Annotated in this window: 15 protein-coding genes; 7 read left to right on the top strand and 8 right to left on the bottom strand. The window is 63.2% G+C overall.

Features of this window, described 5'->3' with window-relative positions:
- Positions 1-12: 12 nt before the first annotated feature.
- Both AB0I57_RS14410 and AB0I57_RS14405 read left to right on the top strand, forming a co-directional pair.
- Positions 13-909, top strand: coding sequence for an ATP-binding cassette domain-containing protein (locus AB0I57_RS14410; protein WP_358336119.1), 897 nt, complete (start codon positions 13-15; stop codon positions 907-909).
- On the top strand, positions 906-2,090 hold the full coding sequence (locus tag AB0I57_RS14405) for an ABC transporter permease (RefSeq protein WP_358336115.1): 1,185 nt from the start codon (positions 906-908) through the stop codon (positions 2,088-2,090). The genes AB0I57_RS14410 and AB0I57_RS14405 overlap by 4 nt, the downstream gene beginning before the upstream one ends.
- A 57-nt stretch (positions 2,091-2,147) precedes the next feature.
- Here AB0I57_RS14405 and AB0I57_RS14400 read toward each other — a convergent pair whose 3' ends face one another.
- Positions 2,148-2,615 carry an SRPBCC family protein gene (locus AB0I57_RS14400; RefSeq protein ID WP_358336112.1) on the bottom strand — a complete coding sequence of 156 codons (468 nt, stop codon included), beginning with the start codon at positions 2,613-2,615 and terminating at the stop codon, positions 2,148-2,150.
- A gap of 136 nt (positions 2,616-2,751) precedes the next feature.
- Here AB0I57_RS14400 and AB0I57_RS14395 point away from each other — a divergent pair, with 136 nt between their 5' ends.
- Positions 2,752-4,248 carry a carboxyl transferase domain-containing protein gene (locus AB0I57_RS14395; protein ID WP_358336109.1) on the top strand — a complete coding sequence of 499 codons (1,497 nt, stop codon included), beginning with the start codon at positions 2,752-2,754 and terminating at the stop codon, positions 4,246-4,248.
- Between the two features lie 216 nt (positions 4,249-4,464).
- Positions 4,465-5,235 carry a hypothetical protein gene (locus AB0I57_RS14390; protein WP_358336106.1) on the top strand — a complete coding sequence of 257 codons (771 nt, stop codon included), beginning with the start codon at positions 4,465-4,467 and terminating at the stop codon, positions 5,233-5,235.
- Between the two features lie 104 nt (positions 5,236-5,339).
- Here AB0I57_RS14390 and asnB (AB0I57_RS14385) read toward each other — a convergent pair whose 3' ends face one another.
- Both asnB (AB0I57_RS14385) and asnB (AB0I57_RS14380) read right to left on the bottom strand, forming a co-directional pair.
- A complete protein-coding gene (asnB, locus tag AB0I57_RS14385; protein WP_358336455.1) occupies positions 5,340-7,181 on the bottom strand; it encodes an asparagine synthase (glutamine-hydrolyzing) in 1,842 nt (613 codons plus the stop codon).
- A gap of 270 nt (positions 7,182-7,451) precedes the next feature.
- Positions 7,452-9,293 carry an asparagine synthase (glutamine-hydrolyzing) gene (asnB, locus tag AB0I57_RS14380; RefSeq protein WP_358336452.1) on the bottom strand — a complete coding sequence of 614 codons (1,842 nt, stop codon included), beginning with the start codon at positions 9,291-9,293 and terminating at the stop codon, positions 7,452-7,454.
- A gap of 249 nt (positions 9,294-9,542) precedes the next feature.
- Here asnB (AB0I57_RS14380) and AB0I57_RS14375 point away from each other — a divergent pair, with 249 nt between their 5' ends.
- The gene (locus AB0I57_RS14375) at positions 9,543-11,462 is read left to right on the top strand and encodes a propionyl-CoA synthetase (protein ID WP_358336103.1); all 1,920 of its coding nucleotides are present in this window, start codon (positions 9,543-9,545) and stop codon (positions 11,460-11,462) included.
- A 47-nt stretch (positions 11,463-11,509) separates the two neighbouring features.
- Here the strand turns inward: AB0I57_RS14375 and AB0I57_RS14370 are convergent, their stop codons facing one another.
- Both AB0I57_RS14370 and AB0I57_RS14365 read right to left on the bottom strand, forming a co-directional pair.
- Positions 11,510-12,850 (bottom strand): deoxyribodipyrimidine photo-lyase, encoded by a 1,341-nt coding sequence (locus AB0I57_RS14370; protein ID WP_358336100.1) that lies wholly within the window; start codon positions 12,848-12,850, stop codon positions 11,510-11,512.
- A 42-nt stretch (positions 12,851-12,892) separates the two neighbouring features.
- The gene (locus AB0I57_RS14365) at positions 12,893-13,810 is read right to left on the bottom strand and encodes a mechanosensitive ion channel family protein (protein WP_358336098.1); all 918 of its coding nucleotides are present in this window, start codon (positions 13,808-13,810) and stop codon (positions 12,893-12,895) included.
- Between the two features lie 100 nt (positions 13,811-13,910).
- Between AB0I57_RS14365 and AB0I57_RS14360 the strand changes: the two genes are divergently transcribed.
- Both AB0I57_RS14360 and AB0I57_RS14355 read left to right on the top strand, forming a co-directional pair.
- Positions 13,911-14,621: a response regulator transcription factor gene (locus AB0I57_RS14360; RefSeq protein ID WP_358336095.1), complete on the top strand. Its 711-nt coding sequence runs from the start codon at positions 13,911-13,913 to the stop codon at positions 14,619-14,621.
- Complete coding sequence (locus AB0I57_RS14355) at positions 14,618-15,973, top strand: HAMP domain-containing sensor histidine kinase (protein ID WP_358336092.1); 1,356 nt, start codon at positions 14,618-14,620, stop codon at positions 15,971-15,973. Before AB0I57_RS14360 ends, AB0I57_RS14355 begins: the two co-directional genes overlap by 4 nt.
- Positions 15,974-15,996: 23 nt before the next feature.
- Here AB0I57_RS14355 and AB0I57_RS14350 read toward each other — a convergent pair whose 3' ends face one another.
- The 3 genes from AB0I57_RS14350 to AB0I57_RS14340 form a co-directional block, all read right to left on the bottom strand.
- Positions 15,997-16,359 (bottom strand): FKBP-type peptidyl-prolyl cis-trans isomerase, encoded by a 363-nt coding sequence (locus AB0I57_RS14350; RefSeq protein WP_358336089.1) that lies wholly within the window; start codon positions 16,357-16,359, stop codon positions 15,997-15,999.
- Positions 16,360-16,404: 45 nt separating this feature from the next.
- A complete protein-coding gene (locus tag AB0I57_RS14345) occupies positions 16,405-17,700 on the bottom strand; it encodes a citrate synthase (RefSeq protein ID WP_358336086.1) in 1,296 nt (431 codons plus the stop codon).
- A gap of 428 nt (positions 17,701-18,128) precedes the next feature.
- Complete coding sequence (locus AB0I57_RS14340; protein WP_358336082.1) at positions 18,129-19,091, bottom strand: aldose 1-epimerase family protein; 963 nt, start codon at positions 19,089-19,091, stop codon at positions 18,129-18,131.
- Positions 19,092-19,097: the final 6 nt, after the last annotated feature.

The raw sequence follows: 19,097 nt of genomic DNA, 5'->3' as shown, positions 1-19,097 counted from the left end.
GGAAGGACTCAATTGCCTCATACACTCGCGATCGACGGCATATCCAAGCGTTACGGCGAAACTGTCGCGCTCGACGACCTCTCCTTCGAAGTGCGACCCGGCGAAATCTTCGGATTCGTCGGTAGCAACGGCGCCGGCAAGACGACCACCATGCGAATCGCCCTCGGAGTGCTCTCCGCAGATTCCGGAGAGGTCCGCCTCGGCGACAAGCGCGTGGACCTGGACGTGCGGCGAACCATCGGCTACATGCCCGAGGAACGTGGGCTCTACCCGAAGATGAAGGTAGGCAAGCAACTAGCGTATCTTGCTGAGCTACACGGGATGTCCCGCTCTGCAGCGCGCGAATCCGTCGCCCGGTGGACGAGCCGTCTCGGTCTCGCCGATCGGGTCGCGGATACGGTCGACTCGTTGTCGCTGGGCAACCAGCAACGTGTCCAACTGGCTGCCGCGCTCGTCCACGACCCTGCAGTCCTGGTTCTCGACGAACCGTTTTCCGGACTCGATCCCGTAGCGGTCGACGTGATGAGTGAAGTTCTCGTGGAGAAGGCGAACACCGAAGTGCCGGTGATCTTCTCGAGCCACCAACTCGAACTGGTCCAACGCCTGTGTCACCGCGTCGGGATCATCAGCCACGGCCGAATGCGAGCGATGGGCACGGTCGACGAATTGCGTGCAGGCGGACATGCCCAACTCGAGGTACACGCACCGGAGGCACCCGTCGGCTGGGCACACCACATCGAGGGCGTGCGCACAATCAGCCACCTCGACGGCAGAACGGTACTGTCGATCGCACCCGAGGTCGATGACCAACTCATCCTCCACGCCGCCCTGAAGACCGGACCGGTCCACGAGTTCTCGTTGCACAGGCCAACCCTGACCGATCTGTTCCGAGAGGTGGTCGCGGCATGAGTGCCCCACTGCACCCCGTACGCGCGATCGGGCTCGTGGCCCGGCGCGAATTCATTACCCAGGTGTCGAAGAAGAGCTTCGTGATCAGCAACGCGATCATATTGCTCGCTATCGTCGGTGGCATCTTGGCCTACTCGGGCGGCGGCGATAATCGCGCCACCATCGGACTGGTTGGCGACCAATCCCTCGCGCCCGCGTTGGTCGCCACCGGCGATGCGGTAGGCACACCTGTCGACGTTTCTTCGGCCCCGGACGAACGGATCGCACGCGACCAGGTCCGCAGCGGTGATCTGGATGTTGCTCTGATCCCTGGCACTGACGGATCCTTCACGGCTGTAACCGAATCCGACATCAGCCCCGGACTACGCACCGTCATCGACACGGCCGTGATGCAGCAGGCGCAGGCCGGAGCGCTGGCCGCTCAAGGTGTCGACCCGGCGCGACTGGCCGAGGCGACAGGTGCGGCAGTCGTGACCGTCGATGTACTCGACCCGCCCGACCCGGAGCGAGGTCAACGGGTGGTCCTGTCGGTGGCGGTCGTGGTACTGCTGTACATGCAGATCATGATGTTCGGCATGTACGTAGCGATGGGTGTGGTCGAGGAGAAGTCCAGCCGCGTCGTCGAGTTGCTGCTTTCGACGCTGCGTCCGCTGCAGTTGTTGTGGGGCAAGGTGATCGGCATCGGTGTCGTCGGCCTCGTCCAACTGACCGCGTACGGCGTGGTCGGGGTAGGGGCAGGGTTGGCGACGGGAGTCCTCACCCTGAAGGGGACTGCGTTCGGTGTGCTGGCCGGAACTCTCGCCTGGTTCGTTCTCGGTTTCGCTTTCTTCGCTGTCCTCTATGCTGCCGCAGGTTCGATGGTGTCGCGACAGGAGGATGTCAATTCGACCGCGTCGCCGTTGATGGTCCTGATCATCCTCATGTTCTTCAGCGCCTTCTCGTCTGTGAACAACCCGGACGGCACCCTGAGTAATGTGCTCAGCTGGATTCCACCGTTCTCGGCGATTCTGATGCCGCTCCGCATCGCAGCGGGGGTGGCATCACCGATGCAAGTGGTCGTCACCGTTGCACTCATGCTGGTCGTCACGGCCGGACTCAGCGTTCTGGCCGCCAAGATCTACCAACGCTCGATCCTTAGAATCGGCAAGGTCGTGTCGTGGAGAGACGCACTCGGACGTTAGAGATCCCCGCGACGCCGATCATGTTGTCGAAGCCGCCAACATGATCGGCGTCGGAGGTCAACCGGCCAGTTCTTCCGCCGCAGTGGCAATGTCGTCGAGATCGCGCTGCATCGCTTTCGCGGTGGCCCTCATCGCGAGTGGTCCGAGCACCTTCATCATGATCTTCGAGAAGATACCGGGATCCACGGCCTTGCCCGAAAACTGAATTGTCAACGTCGTACCGTCACCAGTCGGCGCGAGGGTGAAGACCGTCGAATAGTCCGCACCGGCGGACGACGCCTCGACCACGGTGCGCTTTTCCGGTTCGACCTCCGTAACCCACATTTCCTCGGTTGCCGACTTGCCGAACATCACCCGAGTCTCGCGCCACCGGGTGCCTGTCTCGTAGCCCGTCATGTCGAGCCGTTCGATTTTCTGCACGCCGCTCAGTACCGACTCCGCATTGTCCAGATCCGTGAGCACCTTCCAAACCGAGCCTACTGGGGCAGCGATCACCCTGTTCAATCGAATTTCCGAAGCAACCATCGAGTACCCGTTTCTTCCGAGCCGTGCCCCCGTCGGGCCCGGCGTCCGATCGAGCAGTTCCGGATCAACCCTAGGGGACAGATCTGACAGACTTGTCGAGGACTGACCCGTCTTCTCGCCACTACGCTCGAAAGACATGGCCGCCGAAATCCCCGCGCGTGATCTGCTCGACTTGGTACTGGACACAGGCAGCTTCGTCTCCTGGGACCAGACGCCCCTCGATTCGGAACCGGACGAGAAGTACCGGGCCGCATTGACGAAGGCGGCCGAGAAGTCCGGTGTCGACGAATCGGTGATCACCGGGGCCGGCGAGGTTCGAGGCCGTCCGGTCGCTGTGATCGCGTGCGAGTTTGCGTTTCTGGCCGGATCGATCGGTGTAGCCGCGGCCGAACGCATCGTCGCCGCCGTCGAACGCGCCACCCGCGAAGCGCTCCCCTTGCTCGCATCACCCACGTCGGGTGGAACCCGCATGCAGGAGGGCACGATCGCCTTCGTGCAGATGGTGAAGATCGCGGCAGCAGTGGCGGCGCACAAGGCCGCCCATCTGCCCTATCTCGTATACCTGCGCAACCCCACGACCGGAGGCGTATTCGCATCGTGGGGTTCGCTCGGGCACATCACCGTGGCCGAACCCGGTGCCCTGATCGGGTTCCTGGGCCCTCGCGTGTACGAGTCTCTGTACGGCGAGAAGTTCCCCGAGGGCGTGCAGACGTCGGAGAACCTGTATCGCAACGGTGTCATCGACGGTGTGGTGCCCGCGCCACGTCTCCGGCCGCTCGTGCACAGGACACTACGCGTGCTGATCGATCCCCCGGCTGCCCCGACCGCCTCCGCGGCGCTACCCGTGGCCGATATCCCGGATGTCCCCGCCTGGCAATCCGTGAAGCTGTCGAGGCGCGCCGGCCGTCCTGGAATCCGCCACCTGTTGCGGCACGCGGCCACCGAGCAGGTGCCGCTCAGCGGCACCGGGCAAGGTGAGACCGAGGGAACGGTGTTGCTCTCGCTGGCCCGGTTCCGTGGCGCGCCGTGCGTGCTGCTGGGTCAGGACCGTGCCGGACAATCCGCGCAGAACACGATGGGGCCCGCCGCTCTGCGTGAGGCACGCCGGGGCATGCGATTGGCCGAGGAGCTACAACTCCCACTGGTTTTGGTGATCGACACTCTAGGGGCCGCGTTGTCCAGGGAAGCGGAGGAGCGCGGACTGGCCCCCGAGATCGCCCGCTGCATCTCCGATCTGGTGACGTTGAAGACTCCGACAGTGTCCGTCCTGCTCGGTCAGGGCACCGGCGGCGGAGCACTCGCCTTCCTCCCTGCAGACCGGGTCCTCGCTGCTCAGAATGGATGGTTGGCCCCGCTCCCTCCGGAGGGCGCCAGCGCCTTGGTCCACCGTGACACAGCCCACGCACACGAGATGGCTACCTGTCAGGGCATTCGTTCACTCGACCTGCTACGCGACGGTGTCATCGACGCAATCATTCCCGAACACCCCGACGCCGCAGACGAACCCGTCGACTTCTCCAAACGGGTCGGTCTGGCCATCTCTCGGGAAATTGGTTCCCTGAACGAGGTCTCCGAAAGTGAGCGATCCGCAGCGCGACACGCCCGCTACCGCAGCCTAGGATTCAGCCGTTAGAACTCGTGGCGCCGACACCGACCCTGCGCGGTGCCGCTGGTGAAGAAAGCCATGCCAGAAACGATTTTCCATTCCTCGAACCCCTGGTTTCCACTGTCCGACTCGGCGTCGACCGCATCCCCTGACACCCCGTATCCGCCTACGGCTGACCAGATTTGGCTGTAGCGTCTTCCTCGGTGTGTCCCAGTTGGGGCCGTGACGACGAGGAGAACGTGAATGCGCGTAACACGAATCGGGATCACCGCGGTGGCCGCAGTGGCACTCCTGGCCGGGGGTGTCGCCACCGCCAATAGCGCCCCCGGCTCTTTCGGATCCGGGAGCCCGGACGAGCCGACCATACCCGGCAATGGCACCTTCCCGGTCGGCGATGGGCCGAACGAGGTCAAACCCGGCATCTACCAGAACCCCGGCGTCGAAAACGAGATGTGTGATTGGGCTCGCGGTAGCGGCGAGATCACCGTCGCCTGGGGCAGCGCCGACCCGCAAGATCCTCCCGACAACAGCGTGCCGTCGGCTGTGATCATCGAACCCACCGATACCAGATTCGTAACAGGCCACGCGGAGGGTGACTCCTGCGCCGAGTGGACGTGGGTGGCTCCCCTCCCGCACTCCACCGGGTCAACCGGCTCCACGGCGCTATTGGGATCGTTGGGTAGCCTGGGCAAGCCGACTATCCCCGCCGATGGCACCTTCGAAGTGGGCAATGGCCCAGGCGAGGTCAAACCCGGCATCTACTACAACCGCGGCGTAGAAGGCTCGGCGTGCGCGTGGAAGCGCGATACCGCCGACGGCGGACATGCCGACAGCAACACTTACTCGAGCAGCGGCGACCCCGTGGCGTCGGCAGTGATCATCGAATCCACAGACGTCCAATTCGAGACGAGCGCGGACGGAACTCAGTGCGCTGAGTGGAAGTGGGTTGCTCCCCTCGACCACTCCACCGGCTCGTCCGGAGCTATCGGGTTACCCGAAATATTCGAGTCGTAGGACAAGCTCGATTCGCGAAGGCAACAGCGTCCCCGGCGACAATGTCGCCGGGGACGTTGCAATCTCGACGGAACTCGATGATTGCCGTGTTGGCCTGAGAGGAATCAAGACAGCTTGATGGTCGGTTTGTAGATATCGATCCACGCGGCGAGATCGAGTGTTCGCTCGAGCCCGCGCCGCGAACTCGAAAAGATCTGCGGGGTTTCGACCGACACTGCCTGAGACAGCCAATCCGGGCTGATCAAGTCGAACACCGGGTGCGAACGATCACCGAGCAACTCTTTGCATTGCTGATGCAATACGACGGCATATTCCGGATCCTGGGTGGACGGATACGGCGACTTCACCCGGTCGATCACCGATTGCGGCAGCACATCCCTGGCCGCCGCCCGCAACAGCGACTTCTCCCTGCCGTCGAAGGTCTTCAGCGACCACGGAGCGTTGTAGACGTACTCGACCAACCGGTGATCGCAGAACGGCACCCGAACCTCGAGGCCGACGGCCATGCTCGCACGGTCCTTGCGATCGAGCAGGAGTCGGACGAATCGCGTCAGATAGAAGTAGCAGATCTTGCGCATCCGCCACTCGAAGTCGGACTCTCCGTCCAGCCTGTCGATGCAGGCCACCGAGGAAGCATACGAATCCTGTACGTAGTCATCCATGTTCAGCTGCGAAGCGACATCTGGGGTGAAGATTTCACGGTCGTCGCCGAAGTGTTCGGCATACCGGACAAGCCACGGAAAGGTGTTCGCCTCTCGTACCTTCGGATCGAAGAATTCCTTGTATCCGCCGAAGACCTCATCGGCCGACTCACCAGACAGTGCCACCGTGGAATGCTTGCGAATCTCCTTGAACAACAGGTACAGCGAGGTGTCCATGTCGCCGAGGCCCATTGGGATATCGCGGGCCCTGACCATGTGCCGTCGTGCGGCGGGGGCCGCCAGGTGCTCGGAGTCGAGCACGATGTCCCGGTGATAGGTCCGGGACCGATTCGCCACGTCGTGGACATACGGAGTGTCCGGGGTTCCCCGCAGCTCATCGGGGATGAAATGCTCGGTCTGCCCGACGAAATCAACGGCGAACGAACGCACCGTCTCCCCCACCTCGGCGAGTTGCTCGGCCGCGATCGCCGTCATCGACGAGGAATCGAGGCCCCCGGACAGCAACGTGCAACGGGGCACGTCGGCGACCAGTTGCCGGCGCACGATGTCGTCGAGCAGTTCGCGCACGCGTGCGACCGACGTCTCTTGGTCGTCGGTATGCGGCCGAGTCTGCAGCGACCAGTACACGTGGGTGCGCAGCCCGGACCTCGAAACCGTCACCACGGTCCCTGGATGCACCTCGTTCATCCCGTCCCACACCGCATGACCGGGTGACTTCATGAATGCGAACAACTCACGGATACCGTCCATAGTGACTGTCGGCTGGACCATCGGGTTCGCAAGGATCCCCTTCGGCTCGGAAGCGAACAGCACACCGTCGGGAGTCTCGTAGTAGTAGAACGGCTTGATACCCATCCGGTCGCGGATCATCACCAGCTTGTCGACACGGGAATCCCAGATCGCGAAGGCGTACATGCCGTTGAGGCGTTCCGCGACCGCCTCTCCCCACTCGAGGTAACCGTGCAGCACGACCTCGGTGTCGGAGTCCGTGACGAACCGGTGCCCACGCCCGCGCAGTTCCTCTTTCAGTTCACCGAAGTTGTACGCCTCGCCGGAGTAGACCATCGCCACGGGCCCGTCCGCGGTGTCGACACTCATCGGCTGACGGCCCCCCGGCAGGTCGATGACGGCGAGTCTGCGGTGCCCGAGTGCCGCGTGCTCCACGATCCACGTGCCGCGATCGTCCGGCCCACGGCAACTCATCGTTTCGGTCATCGCATCCAGGGTGGCCTGCTCGATGCAAAGGTCGCGGTCGAACGAAACCCACCCGACGATTCCACACATACGTTCCTCCAGCCGTCGCCAGCGCTCTTCCTCAGCGCGCATGGTCAAGTGCGAGGTGGCGAACCCCAGGCCGCACCGTGGTCGGCATTTATATTTCTTTACTTTGGCTAACCACCTATCTTTCAGGGTATCCCTTTCAGGCGAATTCGGCACAGACGGGTTCGTCTGGAGCGCCGGGGCACTCGGGTCATTCGGGACGTTCGAGCCGTAGAGCGGGCACGATGCAACCGCAACGGAGAGGATGATCGCCGGATATCGAGCTGGAACAGGTCATGACAGCTTGAGGGTCGGCTTGTAGATCTCCATCCACGCCGCGACGTCGAGTGTGCGTTCGAGCCCACGTCGCGACATCTGACTGATCTGCGGGGTATCGACCGCCACTGCCTGAGACAGCCAATCCGGGCTGATCAAGTCGAATACCGGGTGCGAGGGGTCGCCGAGCAACTCCTTGCACTGCTGGTGCAATACGACGGCATACTTTGGATCCTGGGTGGACGGATACGGCGACTTCACCCGGTCGATCACCGATTGCGGCAGCACATCCCTGGCCGCCGCCCGCAACAGCGACTTCTCCCTGCCGTCGAAGGTCTTCAGCGACCACGGAGCGTTGTAGACGTACTCGACCAACCGGTGATCGCAGAACGGCACCCGAACCTCGAGGCCGACGGCCATGCTCGCACGGTCCTTGCGATCGAGCAGGATCCGGACGAATCGCGTCAAATGGAGATAGCAGATCTTGCGCATCCGCCACTCGAAGTCGGACTCACCCTCCAGCCTGTCGATGCAGGCCACCGAGGAATCATACGAATCCTGCACGTACTCATCCATATTCAGCTTCACCACGATCTCCGGGGTGAGGATGTCATGGTCGTCGCCGAATAGTTCGGCATACCGCACGAGCCACGGAAAGGTGTTCGCCTCCCGCACCTTCGGATCGAAGAACCAGCTGTACCCGCCGAAGACCTCATCGGCCGACTCACCGGACAATGCCACCGTGGAATGCTTGCGAATCTCCTTGAACAACAGGTACAGCGAGGTGTCGATGTCCCCTATCCCCTCTGGAATGTCGCGCGCCATGAGCATCTGCCGTCGCGCGGCGAGGTCCGCCACAAGCTCGGAGTCGAGCACGATGTCCCGGTGATAGGTCCGGGACCGATTCGCCACGTCGTGGACATACGGAGTGTCCGGGGTTCCCCGCATTTCATCGGGGATGAAATGCTCTGTCTGACCGACGAAATCAACGGCGAACGAACGCACCGTCTCCCCCACCTCGGCGAGCTGCTCGGCCGCGATCGCCGTCATCGACGAGGAATCGAGGCCCCCGGACAGCAACGTGCAACGGGGCACGTCGGCGACCAGTTGCCGGCGCACGATGTCGTCGAGCAGTTCGCGCACGCGTGCGACCGACGTCTCTTGGTCGTCGGTATGTGGCCGAGTCTGCAGCGACCAGTACACGTGGGTGCGCAGCCCGGATCGAGAAACGGTGACCACGGTGCCCGGCAGTACCTCGTTCATACCGTCCCACGCCACACGACCTGGCGACTTCATGAAGGCGAATATCTCGCGGATACCGTCCATAGTGACCGTCGGCTCGACCATCGGGTTCGCGAGGATGCCCTTGGGCTCCGAACCGAACAGCACGCCATCAGCAGTCTCGTAGTAGTAGAACGGCTTGATACCCATCCGGTCGCGGATCATCACCAGCTTGTCGACCCGGGAATCCCAGATCGCGAAGGCGTACATGCCGTTGAGGTGTTCAGCGACGGCCTCTCCCCACTCGAGGTAACCGTGCAGCACGACCTCGGTGTCGGAGTCGGTGACGAACCGGTGCCCACGCCCGTACAGTTCCTCCCGTAGTTCACCGAAGTTGTACGTCTCGCCGGAGTAGACCATCGCCACCGGCCCGTCCGGGGTGTCCACACTCATCGGCTGACGGCCCCCCGGCAGGTCGATGACGGCGAGTCTGCGGTGCCCGAGTGCCGCATGTTCCACGATCCACGTGCCGCGATCGTCCGGTCCACGGCAACTCATCGTTTCGGTCATCGCGTCCAGGGTGGCTTGCTCGATGCAAAGGTCGCGGTCGAACGAAACCCACCCGACGATTCCACACATACGTTCCTCCAGCCGTCGCCAGCGCTCTTCCTCAGCGCAGATGATCACTTGCGGGCGGCGAGCCCAACCCCCAACCCTGGCGTTCACATACCATTTCTTTACTTTTGCTAACCACCCGGCTTTCACCATAGCTCTTTCCAGTAGGAAGGGGCACCAGGGCGACAAGCTCCGGCTCATCACCTCGAATCACCTCCGCCATCACATAGGGTGTCCCCCATCACACCCCCAGCGGCGAGAGGACGAACATCGATGAACTCCACGACCCACTCTTCTGGTCGCAGCTATGCCGAGGTCTACCGCCAAAGCGCCGAGTGCCCAGAGGAGTTTTGGCTCGCCGCGGCCGAGGCCGTGGAGTGGGAGAAGCCACCGACTCGCGCCCTCGACGACTCGGCCGCTCTGACGTACCGGTGGTTCCCCGACGCGGCACTGAACACCTGCTTCAATGCCCTCGACCGGCACGTCCGGGACGGGCACGGCGACCGCACGGCGCTGATCTACGACTCCGCGATGGCACGGGCCGCCTCCGGCACATACACCTACGCGCAGCTACTGGACGAGGTGTCTCGGTTCGCCGGAGTTCTCGTCGAGCAAGGCGTGTCCACTGGTGACCGGGTCATCATCTACATGCCGATGATCCCCGAGGCGGTGATCGCCATGCTCGCCTGTGCACGTATCGGTGCGGTGCACTCGGTCGTGTTCGGCGGGTTCGCAGCGAACGAACTTGCGACCCGCATCGACGACGCCGGTCCGATCGTGCTGGTGACGGCTTCAGGTGGCCTCGAACCGGGGCGCATCGTCGAGTACTTGCCAATCGTTGAGAAGGCAATGAAGTTGTCGAGCACACCTCCGCAAACCGTGATCGTCAAGGACCGGCAGCAGATCCCCGGTTCGGCAGCCGACTACCAGGGTCGAACATCCGCCTGGCTCGACTGGGACGCCCTCATCGCGGTCGCATCACCTACACAGCCAGTCCCGGTAGCCGCAACCGACCCGCTCTACATCCTCTACACATCCGGCACCACGGGGAAGCCGAAGGGCGTGATACGCGACAACGGCGGCCATGCCGTCGCACTGACATGGTCGATGAGGAACATCTACGGCATCGGCCCCGGTGACGTGTGGTGGACCGCCTCCGACGTGGGCTGGGTGGTCGGCCACTCCTACATCGTCTATGGCCCACTCCTGGCCGGTGCCACTTCGGTGCTCTACGAGGGCAAACCAGTCGGAACGCCGGACGCGGGCGCGTTCTGGCGGGTCATCTCCGATCACGGCGTGTCCGCATTGTTCACCGCCCCGACAGCGATAAGGGCTATTCGCAAGGCCGATCCGGATGCGCGAGAGATTGCGAAACACGACATCTCCTCATTGAAGGCATTGTTCGTCGCCGGTGAGCGCCTCGACCCCGACACGTACGCCTGGGCGACGAGGATCCTCGACCGGCCCGTGGTCGATCATTGGTGGCAGACAGAGACTGGCTGGGCGATCTGCGCGAACCTCCGGGGCCTCCAACCGCTGCCGATCAAGGCCGGCTCACCTACTGTTCCGGTCCCTGGCTACCGAGTCGAAGTGCTGGACGACAACGGTAATCCGCTACCCGCCGGCACCGAGGGAAGCATCGTGATCGCGCTCCCTCTGCCGCCCGGAGCGCTCGCGGGGCTGTGGCGCGATCCGGAGCGATATTCGCGGGAATACCTCACGAAGTTCGACGGCTACTACCTCACCGGAGATTCCGGGTACATCGACGAGGACGGGTACGTCTTCGTTCTCGGCCGGAGTGACGACGTCATCAACGTTGCGGGACACCGGCTCTCGACGGGAAGCTTCGAGGCCGTCGTCGCCGGACACCCGGCCGTGGCCGAGTGCGCGGTGGTCGGCGTCCGGGACGAACTCAAGGGACAACGGCCCGCCGGCTACGTGGTTCTCAAGGCCGGCGTGGACATAGATCCCGAGACACTGCGCCGCGAACTGGTCGCGATGGTGCGCGATCAGATCGGGCCGGTCGCGGCGTTCCGCGACGTGACGGTCGTACCGGCGTTGCCGAAGACGCGGTCGGGCAAGATATTGCGCAAGACGGTGCGCCAGATCGTCGACGGTGAGAAGTTCACCGTGCCGTCAACCATCGAAGACGTTGCGGTGCTGGAAATCTTGGAGAAGCAACTCCGCAGCTGACGACTGGCCTGTGGGGTCCGTTTCGACATGCGCGCAGTCGAACTGTTTCAGAATTTCTTGATCTCGGCATAGCGCGCCAAGGCCTCTCGCCGCTCGTGGGCATGGTCGACGATCGGTGACGGATAGTCCTCGGGTCGTCCGTCCCGCAGTGTATGGACGGCCTTCCCACGGACGCCGCGCAGTTCGGGTATCCACCGCCGCACATACTCGCCGTCCGGGTCGAACTTCTCCCCCTGAGTCGTCGGGTTGAAGATCCGGAAGTACGGCGACGCATCGGTCCCCGATCCCGCAGTCCACTGCCAGCCGTGCTGGTTGCTGGCCAGATCCCCGTCCGCCAACTGGTTCATGAAATAGCGCGCCCCGCGCCACCACGGAAGATGCAGATCCTTCACGAAGAACGACGCGACGATCATCCGCACCCGATTGTGCATCCAGCCTTCGGCTCTCAACTGACGCATTCCCGCATCGACGATCGGGAATCCGGTGCGGCCCTCGCACCAGGCACGGTACGCCTCCTCCGCGTCCGGCCCTGTGTCGTAACGGATGTGATCGAAACGGCGGTCGTAGTTGCCACGGGCGCTGTCCGGACGATGGAAGAGGATATCGGCGTAGAAGTCCCTCCAAGCCAGCTGACGACGGTACGCCTGCGCCCCACTACTCGAGCAGCGTGCGAGGTCGTGAAGCATCGTCCGCGGATGGATGTTGCCGTACCGGAGAAATACCGACATCCTGCTGGTCGCATCGAGGTCAGGTCGGTCCCTCGTCTCCGAGAAGCCGCCGAGGCCGTACCCGCAGAACTCCTCCCACCGTTTCAGCGCAGCCTCCTCACCCGCGGCGCACCCGCTGGATCCGGATGCAGGGATCGTCGCCCGCCGAACCCGAACCTCATCCGGGTTCAGCCATTCGACGGTCGCAGGCCCCGTCCCGATCGGCGCCTCCCAGCCGTGCTCGAGCCAATGCCTGAAGTACGGGGTGAACACCCGATACGGTTGCCCGTCCGTCTTGAGGACCGTTCCAGGAGCAACCGCATAGGGTGAGCCGCTGGCAACGAGGCGGGTCCGCTCGGCCACTTCCGCGTCACGCTTACGTCCATATGGTCCGTAATCGGCGCTGACATATGTCTCGAGTGCCGCAACTTCCCGCGCGACCGCGGGCACCACATCGACAGGATCACCCTTCACCACGAGCAGTCGGCCATCGAGTTGTTCGTCCAGTTCGGCAAGACTGCGGAACAGGCAGCCGCGACGTGCCTCACCCGAGGACCTCAGCAGCCTGTCGTCGAGGACGAACAATCCGAGCGCGCGGGCCCTGGCCTCGGCCACGGCGCGGAGGGTGGGCAGATCCCCGAGGCGGAGATCGCGCCGAAACCAGACGAGGGCCGTGTCCACGCCTCTGACGCTACCCAGTGCATCGTCCGAGGTCGGGCAATATCAGAGGTTAGGAGGCGTAGAGGACAGCACCGACAAGAACGGAGCCTCGATGCCCTCGTTCTCGAACGCGGTGAGGGCCGCACGGTTCAACGCGCGCTGAACCGCCCATTGACGGCCCGGCTTCACCCGCGCCGTGATGCGCAGCGTCACCGAAGCCGCGGTCACGGAATTCACGCCCAACATTTCAGGCGGTTCGAGAATGTCGTCTGCAATGGCGGCGTCCTCGGCGGCGGCGAGGACGGCGCTCAGTGCCACCTCGCACGCACGGTGCACATTCGCCGAATGCGAGATCGGCAGATCGACCACCGCGACCGCGTAACCCTGGCTCATGTTGCCGACACGCAAGATCTCACCGTTGCGGCAATACCACAGTGTTCCGTTGATGTCGCGGATCGTTGTTACCCGGAGGCCGACCGACTCCACAGTGCCGGTCGCCTCACCGACATCGACCACATCGCCGACTCCGTATTGATCCTCTAGCAACATGAAGATGCCGGACAGGAAGTCTCGGACGAGGTTCTGCGCACCGAATCCGAGCGCGACACCGATCACCCCTGCGGAGGCGATGAAGGGCGCGACGTTGACGCCGAGGATTCCCAGGATCTGCAATACGACCCAGACCAGAATCACTATCGAGACAGTGGACTCGAGAACCGAACCGATCGTCGTCGCACGCTGCGCACTACGCGCGCTGACCATGGCGTCCTTGACACCTCGCGGTGTGCGCTGTCGCAACGACCTCGACAGGGTAGATTTCTCCGAAGAGCCACGCGGACGCGTCATGCGCCGGATCAGCCGGTGCAGGATGAATCTCAGTACGAGCGCCATCACGATGTAGATAGCGATTTGAGCCGGCCGCTGAATTAGCCAGTCGCGGTTGGTTTCGGTCAGTTCGAAGGCCAGCATCGAAGAAAACATCTCGAACGAGTATACGTCTGAGCCGAATATTGCAGATCGGACGCGCTCCTACAATCTGCATCGCCGCACCCAGTGGTCGTTCCCACGGCACAATGCAGGTGTGACAGTCACCGATTCAGCCACCGTCCTCGTGGTCGATGACGACGAGGATGTGCGGACATCCCTCGAACGCGGACTGCGCCTGTCCGGATTCACCGTTCTCACGGCGGTAGACGGGGCGGACGCCCTCCGGGTGATCAGTGAACAGCGACCCAACGCGATGGTCCTCGACATGAACATGCCGATCATCGACGGTACCGGCGTCGTGACGGCGCTGCGCGCCATGAACAACGACATCCCTATATGCGTTCTCAGCGCACGCGATACCGTCGACGACCGCATCTCCGGTCTGGAATCAGGAGCCGACGACTACCTGGTCAAGCCGTTCGTGCTCGCCGAGTTGATCGCGAGAATCCGCGCAATGCTCCGACGGCACGGAACGGCGGCGCCCACCGAGTCGCCCGCGACTCCACCGATCCGCATCGGTGCACTCGAAATCCAGCTGTCCGCACGCAGGGTTTTCATGGCAGGTGAAGAAGTCACCTTGACCAAGAGAGAGTTCGAACTACTCGAAGTCCTCGCCCGCAACGCGGGAATTGTCCTGAGCCGTGAGCGACTTCTCGAACTGGTATGGGGATATGACTTCGTCGCAGACACCAACGTGGTGGACGTCTTCGTCGGCTACCTTCGTCGCAAGTTCGAAGTTGGAAACCAGCCGCGCATCCTCCACACCGTCAGGGGCGTCGGCTTCGTGCTGAGGGAACCGTCGTGAGGCGGTCGTTCTCACTCCGTACCCGTGTGGCGGCCGCGACCGCGCTGGGAGCAACCATCATCGTTGTGGCACTGGGCATCCTGGTATCACTGGCCATCAACCGCAACAACCTTTCGCAGCTCGACCGCCGTCTGGAATCGGCGTCGGAAGTCCTGGTTCCCAACGCGGCCACCGCTGGGCTGTTCCTCGGTGCGCTCGGTGACTACGGCGCATTCGCCATTACCATCCGCTCGGCCAGCGGCGACACCGTGCTCGTCAGCACTCCCACCCAATTACCCGCGCTCGACCCGGGCTGGCAAACCGTCGAAGTCAACGGCACGAAGTACCGAGCGTTCACGGCGGCGGTGCCTCTTCTCGGCACTCGCATCTCGCTGGCCGTCCCCTACTCCGAGGCCCAAGATGTGACGACCGACCAGCAACGCCAGGTCGCAATCGCGGGTGTGCTGGCTGTTGTTGGGGCCAGCAGTCTCGGTTGGTTGTTCGGCGGACGTGCCGTGCGCCCGCTGGTCGACCTGACCGGCCGCATCGTGCGCCGTGAGCGCGAACTGGCCCCCGTTGCCTCCGGTGTCCGAGAAGCGGATGAACTGGCCTCGGCCGCCGAATCGATGCTGCGAGACGTCGCCCGAGCCCAAGAGGCGACTTCTGCGGCACTGTCCGTTGCGCGTGACTTCGCAGCCGTTTCCGCCCACGAACTTCGTACACCGCTCACCGCCATGCGCACGGACCTCGAGGTCCTCACAACGCACAACCTGACGTCCCGACAACGAGACGAGATCCTCCGGGATGTGGCCCGCTCTCAAGACCGGGTGGAATCGACGCTGTCCGATCTCGAACGCCTCGCCCGCGGCGAACTGTCCACCGACAAGGACTTCGTGAACTGCGATCTGGTCGAGATCAGCGATCTCGCGGCCGACGACGCCATGCGACACCACCCCGGGCTACAAGTGAGCGTCGATGCTTCGCCCGTGGTGGTTCACGGAATGCCCGGCGGAATGCGCCTCATTCTGGACAACGCCATCAAGAACGCTGTCCGGCACGGCGGTGCAACCGCGGTGCGGATCACGGTGCGCGAATCGAGTGGGAGAACAACCGTCATCATCGACGACAACGGCTCCGGAATACCCGAAGCCGAGCGGGCGGTGGTGTTCGAACGGTTCCGCCGGGGCTCGAACGCCACGGCGACAGGGTCTGGGCTTGGCTTGGCACTCGTCGCTCAACAGGCTGCCCTTCACAACGGCCACGCACACTTCGAGGTCAGCCCACTCGGCGGAGCTCGACTGGTCGTCGAGCTTCACACCGGCCCGGCACAAAGGATGCGAAACGCAGAAAACCCCGCATCACCAGAAAGGTGACACGGGGTTTCCTGCTGGGAAGACTATCCCTTCACATCGAGCAGGTCGATCACGAAAACCAGAGTCTTACCGGACAGTTGATGTCCGGCGCCGGCGGGTCCGTAGGCTAGTTCCGGCGGGATCGTGAGCTGACGACGTCCGCCCACCTTCATTCCGGGAATGCCGTCCTGCCAACCCTTGATCAGCCCGCGTAGTGGGAACTGGATGGACTCGCCACGGTTCCAGGAAGAGTCGAACTCCTCACCGGATTCGAAATCGACACCGACGTAATGTACTTCGACGGTGCCCCCTGGAACGGCCTCGGCACCTTCACCGACCACCAGGTCTTTGATGGCCAGGTCGGTCGGTGCAGGACCCTCTTGGAAGTCGATCTCGGGCTTGGTCATGTGTGCTCCTTGGTGAGGACTATCTGGGTCGGCACAGGTCCGCGATCAGCGACTTGCAGCGTCCTTGTATTCACGCTCGGTGTAGCCGGTGTAGATCTGGCGCGGGCGACCGATCTTCGTAGCTGGATCTTCATGCATCTCGCGCCAGTGTGCAATCCAGCCCGGCAGGCGGCCGATCGCAAAGAGAACGGTGAACATGCGGGTCGGGAAGCCCATCGCGCGGTAGATCACGCCCGTGTAGAAGTCGACGTTCGGATACAGCTTGCGCTCGACGAAGTAGTCGTCGGTCAGCGCCGCCTCTTCGAGTGCCATCGCGATGTCGAGAAGCTCGTCGTCCCCACCGAGTTTGTCGAGGATCGTGTGGGCGGTGTTCTTGACGATCGCCGCACGCGGGTCGTAGTTGCGGTAGACGCGGTGCCCGAAGCCCATGAGCTTCACGCCGTCTTCCTTGTTCTTGACCTTGCGGACGAAGTCGGCAGCTGTTCCGCCACTGTCCTTGATCTCGTCGAGCATCTCGAGAACAGCCTGGTTGGCGCCGCCGTGCAGCGGTCCCCAGAGCGCGTTGATGCCGCCGGAGATGGAGGTGAACAGATTGGCATCCGAGGAGCCGACCAACCGTACCGTCGACGTCGAACAGTTCTGCTCGTGGTCGGCGTGCAGGATCAGCAGCATGTCGAGGGCTCGGGCGATCTCGGGATCGATCTCGTACGGCTCGGCAGGGAACCCGAACGTCATCCGCAGGAAGTTCTCCACCAGATTCAACGAGTTGTCCGGGTACAGGAACGGCTGGCCCACAGACTTCTTGTATGCGTACGCCGCGATCGTCGGCAGCTTCGCCAGCAGGCGGGTCGTCGACAGCTCGACCTGGTCGGGGTCGGACGGGTCCAGGGAATCCTGGTAGTAGGCCGACAACGCGTTGACCGCACTGGAAAGGACCGGCATCGGGTGCGCGTTCCGGGGGAACCCATCGAAGAACCTCTTGAGGTCCTCGTGCAGCAGGGTGTGTCGCCGAATCCTGTTGGTGAAGGTCTCGAGCTCTTTCGCAGTCGGCAACTCGCCATAGATCAGCAGGTAGCTGACCTCGATGAATGTCGACTTCTCGGCCAACTGCTCGATCGGGTAGCCGCGGTAACGGAGAATCCCGCGCTCGCCGTCGATGTAGGTGATCGCCGAACTGGTGGAGGCGGTATTGACGAAGCCAGGATCCAAGGTGGTGTACCCGGTGCTGGCTAGCAGCTTGCCCAATTCGATACCGGCATTGCCCTCGGTCGCCCTGGCAATGGACATCTTGTGCTCACCGCCGGGATAGGTAAGCGTGGGCTGTGTGTCATTGTCAGGCACGAAGCATCCCTCTCAAGCTCAAACCAATGAGTAACAACTGCATCCAGATAGAAACTAGTCCCACCTAGGCCCGCGCGCCGAGGGAGGGTCTGCACAAAGCGGTAGAACAGACCCCGTCACCCGCAGCGGTACCACCGTGAAGAAATGTCCTCACTGCGTCCCGCGAGTGTCCGAAAGGCCCGCGCGAGGCCTGTACGAAATTGGCGTGCTCTCCTGTCATCGAGACCATTTCGATCTCATAACCTGCACTGATAGCAGTCCGAAGCAAAGAACGCGCACCTCATCTCCGTCGAGGCGACGGGCGCGGAGTCGAGCTGCCCACTGCCCGCGGGCATCACGGACGAACGCCGGCGACACCTCATCGACCGGGTCGCAATCAGCATTGCAGTGTCTCACCAGGTGGACACACCCGCTCGACAGTTGAGCTCCTAGGAAGGTTCCAACGTCATACCCCAGCGTCCGGTCCACTGCTGTCCCGGAGCGAGCACGAGTTGGTCGATGCCCGAATTGAACGCATCGGGCGGACACGTCATGGGCTCGAGCGCCAGCGCCCGCCCCCGGCCGGGGTACGGCCTCCCAGCGTCGGGGTCCGCGACGAACGCTTGCAGCCAACTGAACTCATGGGCCGCCCACAACAGGGTTGCTGTGCCGTCGGGGGCACGCAATTCGTGCCGCGTCCTGCCATCCACGTCGAAGTCGAGCGCGCTGAATGGCGTATCCAGAGCCACGGCGCGGAGCGTGCGCGCAGTAGTGAAGTCGTAGTAAGTGTCTGCGACGGCTTGCGAGCCTGCGTTCGGGAGCATGCGTTCGTCGAGAGGCAGGCGGGTGCCTGCTGACAGGCGCAGAGTGCATTCGTCGAGAGGAAAGTCGCCCACACGGACGAACGAGTGGAATCCCATCCCGAAGGGCGCAGGGTTGGACCCCGTGTTGGTCGCGGTATGTGTCACCGTCAGTCCGTCCTCACCGAGTGCGTAATCGACTGTGAGCCTGAGCGGATATGGCCACCCCTTGTGGAGACGGACTTCGGTCGACAACTCGATCCGGTCGTCGGCACGGTTCTCGACATTCCAGTCGACGAACCGGACGAATCCGTGGATCGCATTGCCGAAGGCTGGTTCGGTGATCTCGAGTTGATGATCGACACCGTCGAAGATGAAATGGCCTTTTCGGATCCGGTTCGGCCACGGAGCCAATATCAATCCGGCCGACATCGGCGGGCGCGTCCCGATCTCCCACGTCTCGGTGAGTGCTATCGGCCCCCGCGGGCCGTCCCACTCGAGTTGGCGAAGCCCGGCCCCCCTCCCCGCTATATCCGCCCGATAGCCGCCTCCCCTGATCTCGAAGGCAGCGGCGGCACGACTGTCGGTCCTCGGCGACTTCGCTTCACCCATGCAATT

The organism is Rhodococcus sp. NPDC049939 (assembly GCF_040656415.1).
Classification (GTDB): domain Bacteria; phylum Actinomycetota; class Actinomycetes; order Mycobacteriales; family Mycobacteriaceae; genus Rhodococcus_F.
The sequence above is the reverse complement of the archived record's forward strand: the minus strand, read 5'-3'. Positions and strand labels throughout refer to the sequence as shown.

What these genes read in the sequence shown, in the direction of transcription:
- AB0I57_RS14405 (WP_358336115.1), top strand. Translation starts at nt 906, where the DNA reads ATGAGTGCCCCACTGCACCCCGTACGCGCGATCGGGCTCGTGGCCCGG.
- AB0I57_RS14400 (WP_358336112.1), bottom strand. Translation starts at nt 2,615, where the DNA reads ATGGTTGCTTCGGAAATTCGATTGAACAGGGTGATCGCTGCCCCAGTA.
- AB0I57_RS14395 (WP_358336109.1), top strand. Translation starts at nt 2,752, where the DNA reads ATGGCCGCCGAAATCCCCGCGCGTGATCTGCTCGACTTGGTACTGGAC.
- AB0I57_RS14390 (WP_358336106.1), top strand. Translation starts at nt 4,465, where the DNA reads ATGCGCGTAACACGAATCGGGATCACCGCGGTGGCCGCAGTGGCACTC.
- asnB (WP_358336455.1), bottom strand. Translation starts at nt 7,181, where the DNA reads ATGTGTGGAATCGTCGGGTGGGTTTCGTTCGACCGCGACCTTTGCATC.
- asnB (WP_358336452.1), bottom strand. Translation starts at nt 9,293, where the DNA reads ATGTGTGGAATCGTCGGGTGGGTTTCGTTCGACCGCGACCTTTGCATC.
- AB0I57_RS14375 (WP_358336103.1), top strand. Translation starts at nt 9,543, where the DNA reads ATGAACTCCACGACCCACTCTTCTGGTCGCAGCTATGCCGAGGTCTAC.
- AB0I57_RS14365 (WP_358336098.1), bottom strand. Translation starts at nt 13,810, where the DNA reads ATGTTTTCTTCGATGCTGGCCTTCGAACTGACCGAAACCAACCGCGAC.
- AB0I57_RS14350 (WP_358336089.1), bottom strand. Translation starts at nt 16,359, where the DNA reads ATGACCAAGCCCGAGATCGACTTCCAAGAGGGTCCTGCACCGACCGAC.
- AB0I57_RS14340 (WP_358336082.1), bottom strand. Translation starts at nt 19,091, where the DNA reads ATGGGTGAAGCGAAGTCGCCGAGGACCGACAGTCGTGCCGCCGCTGCC.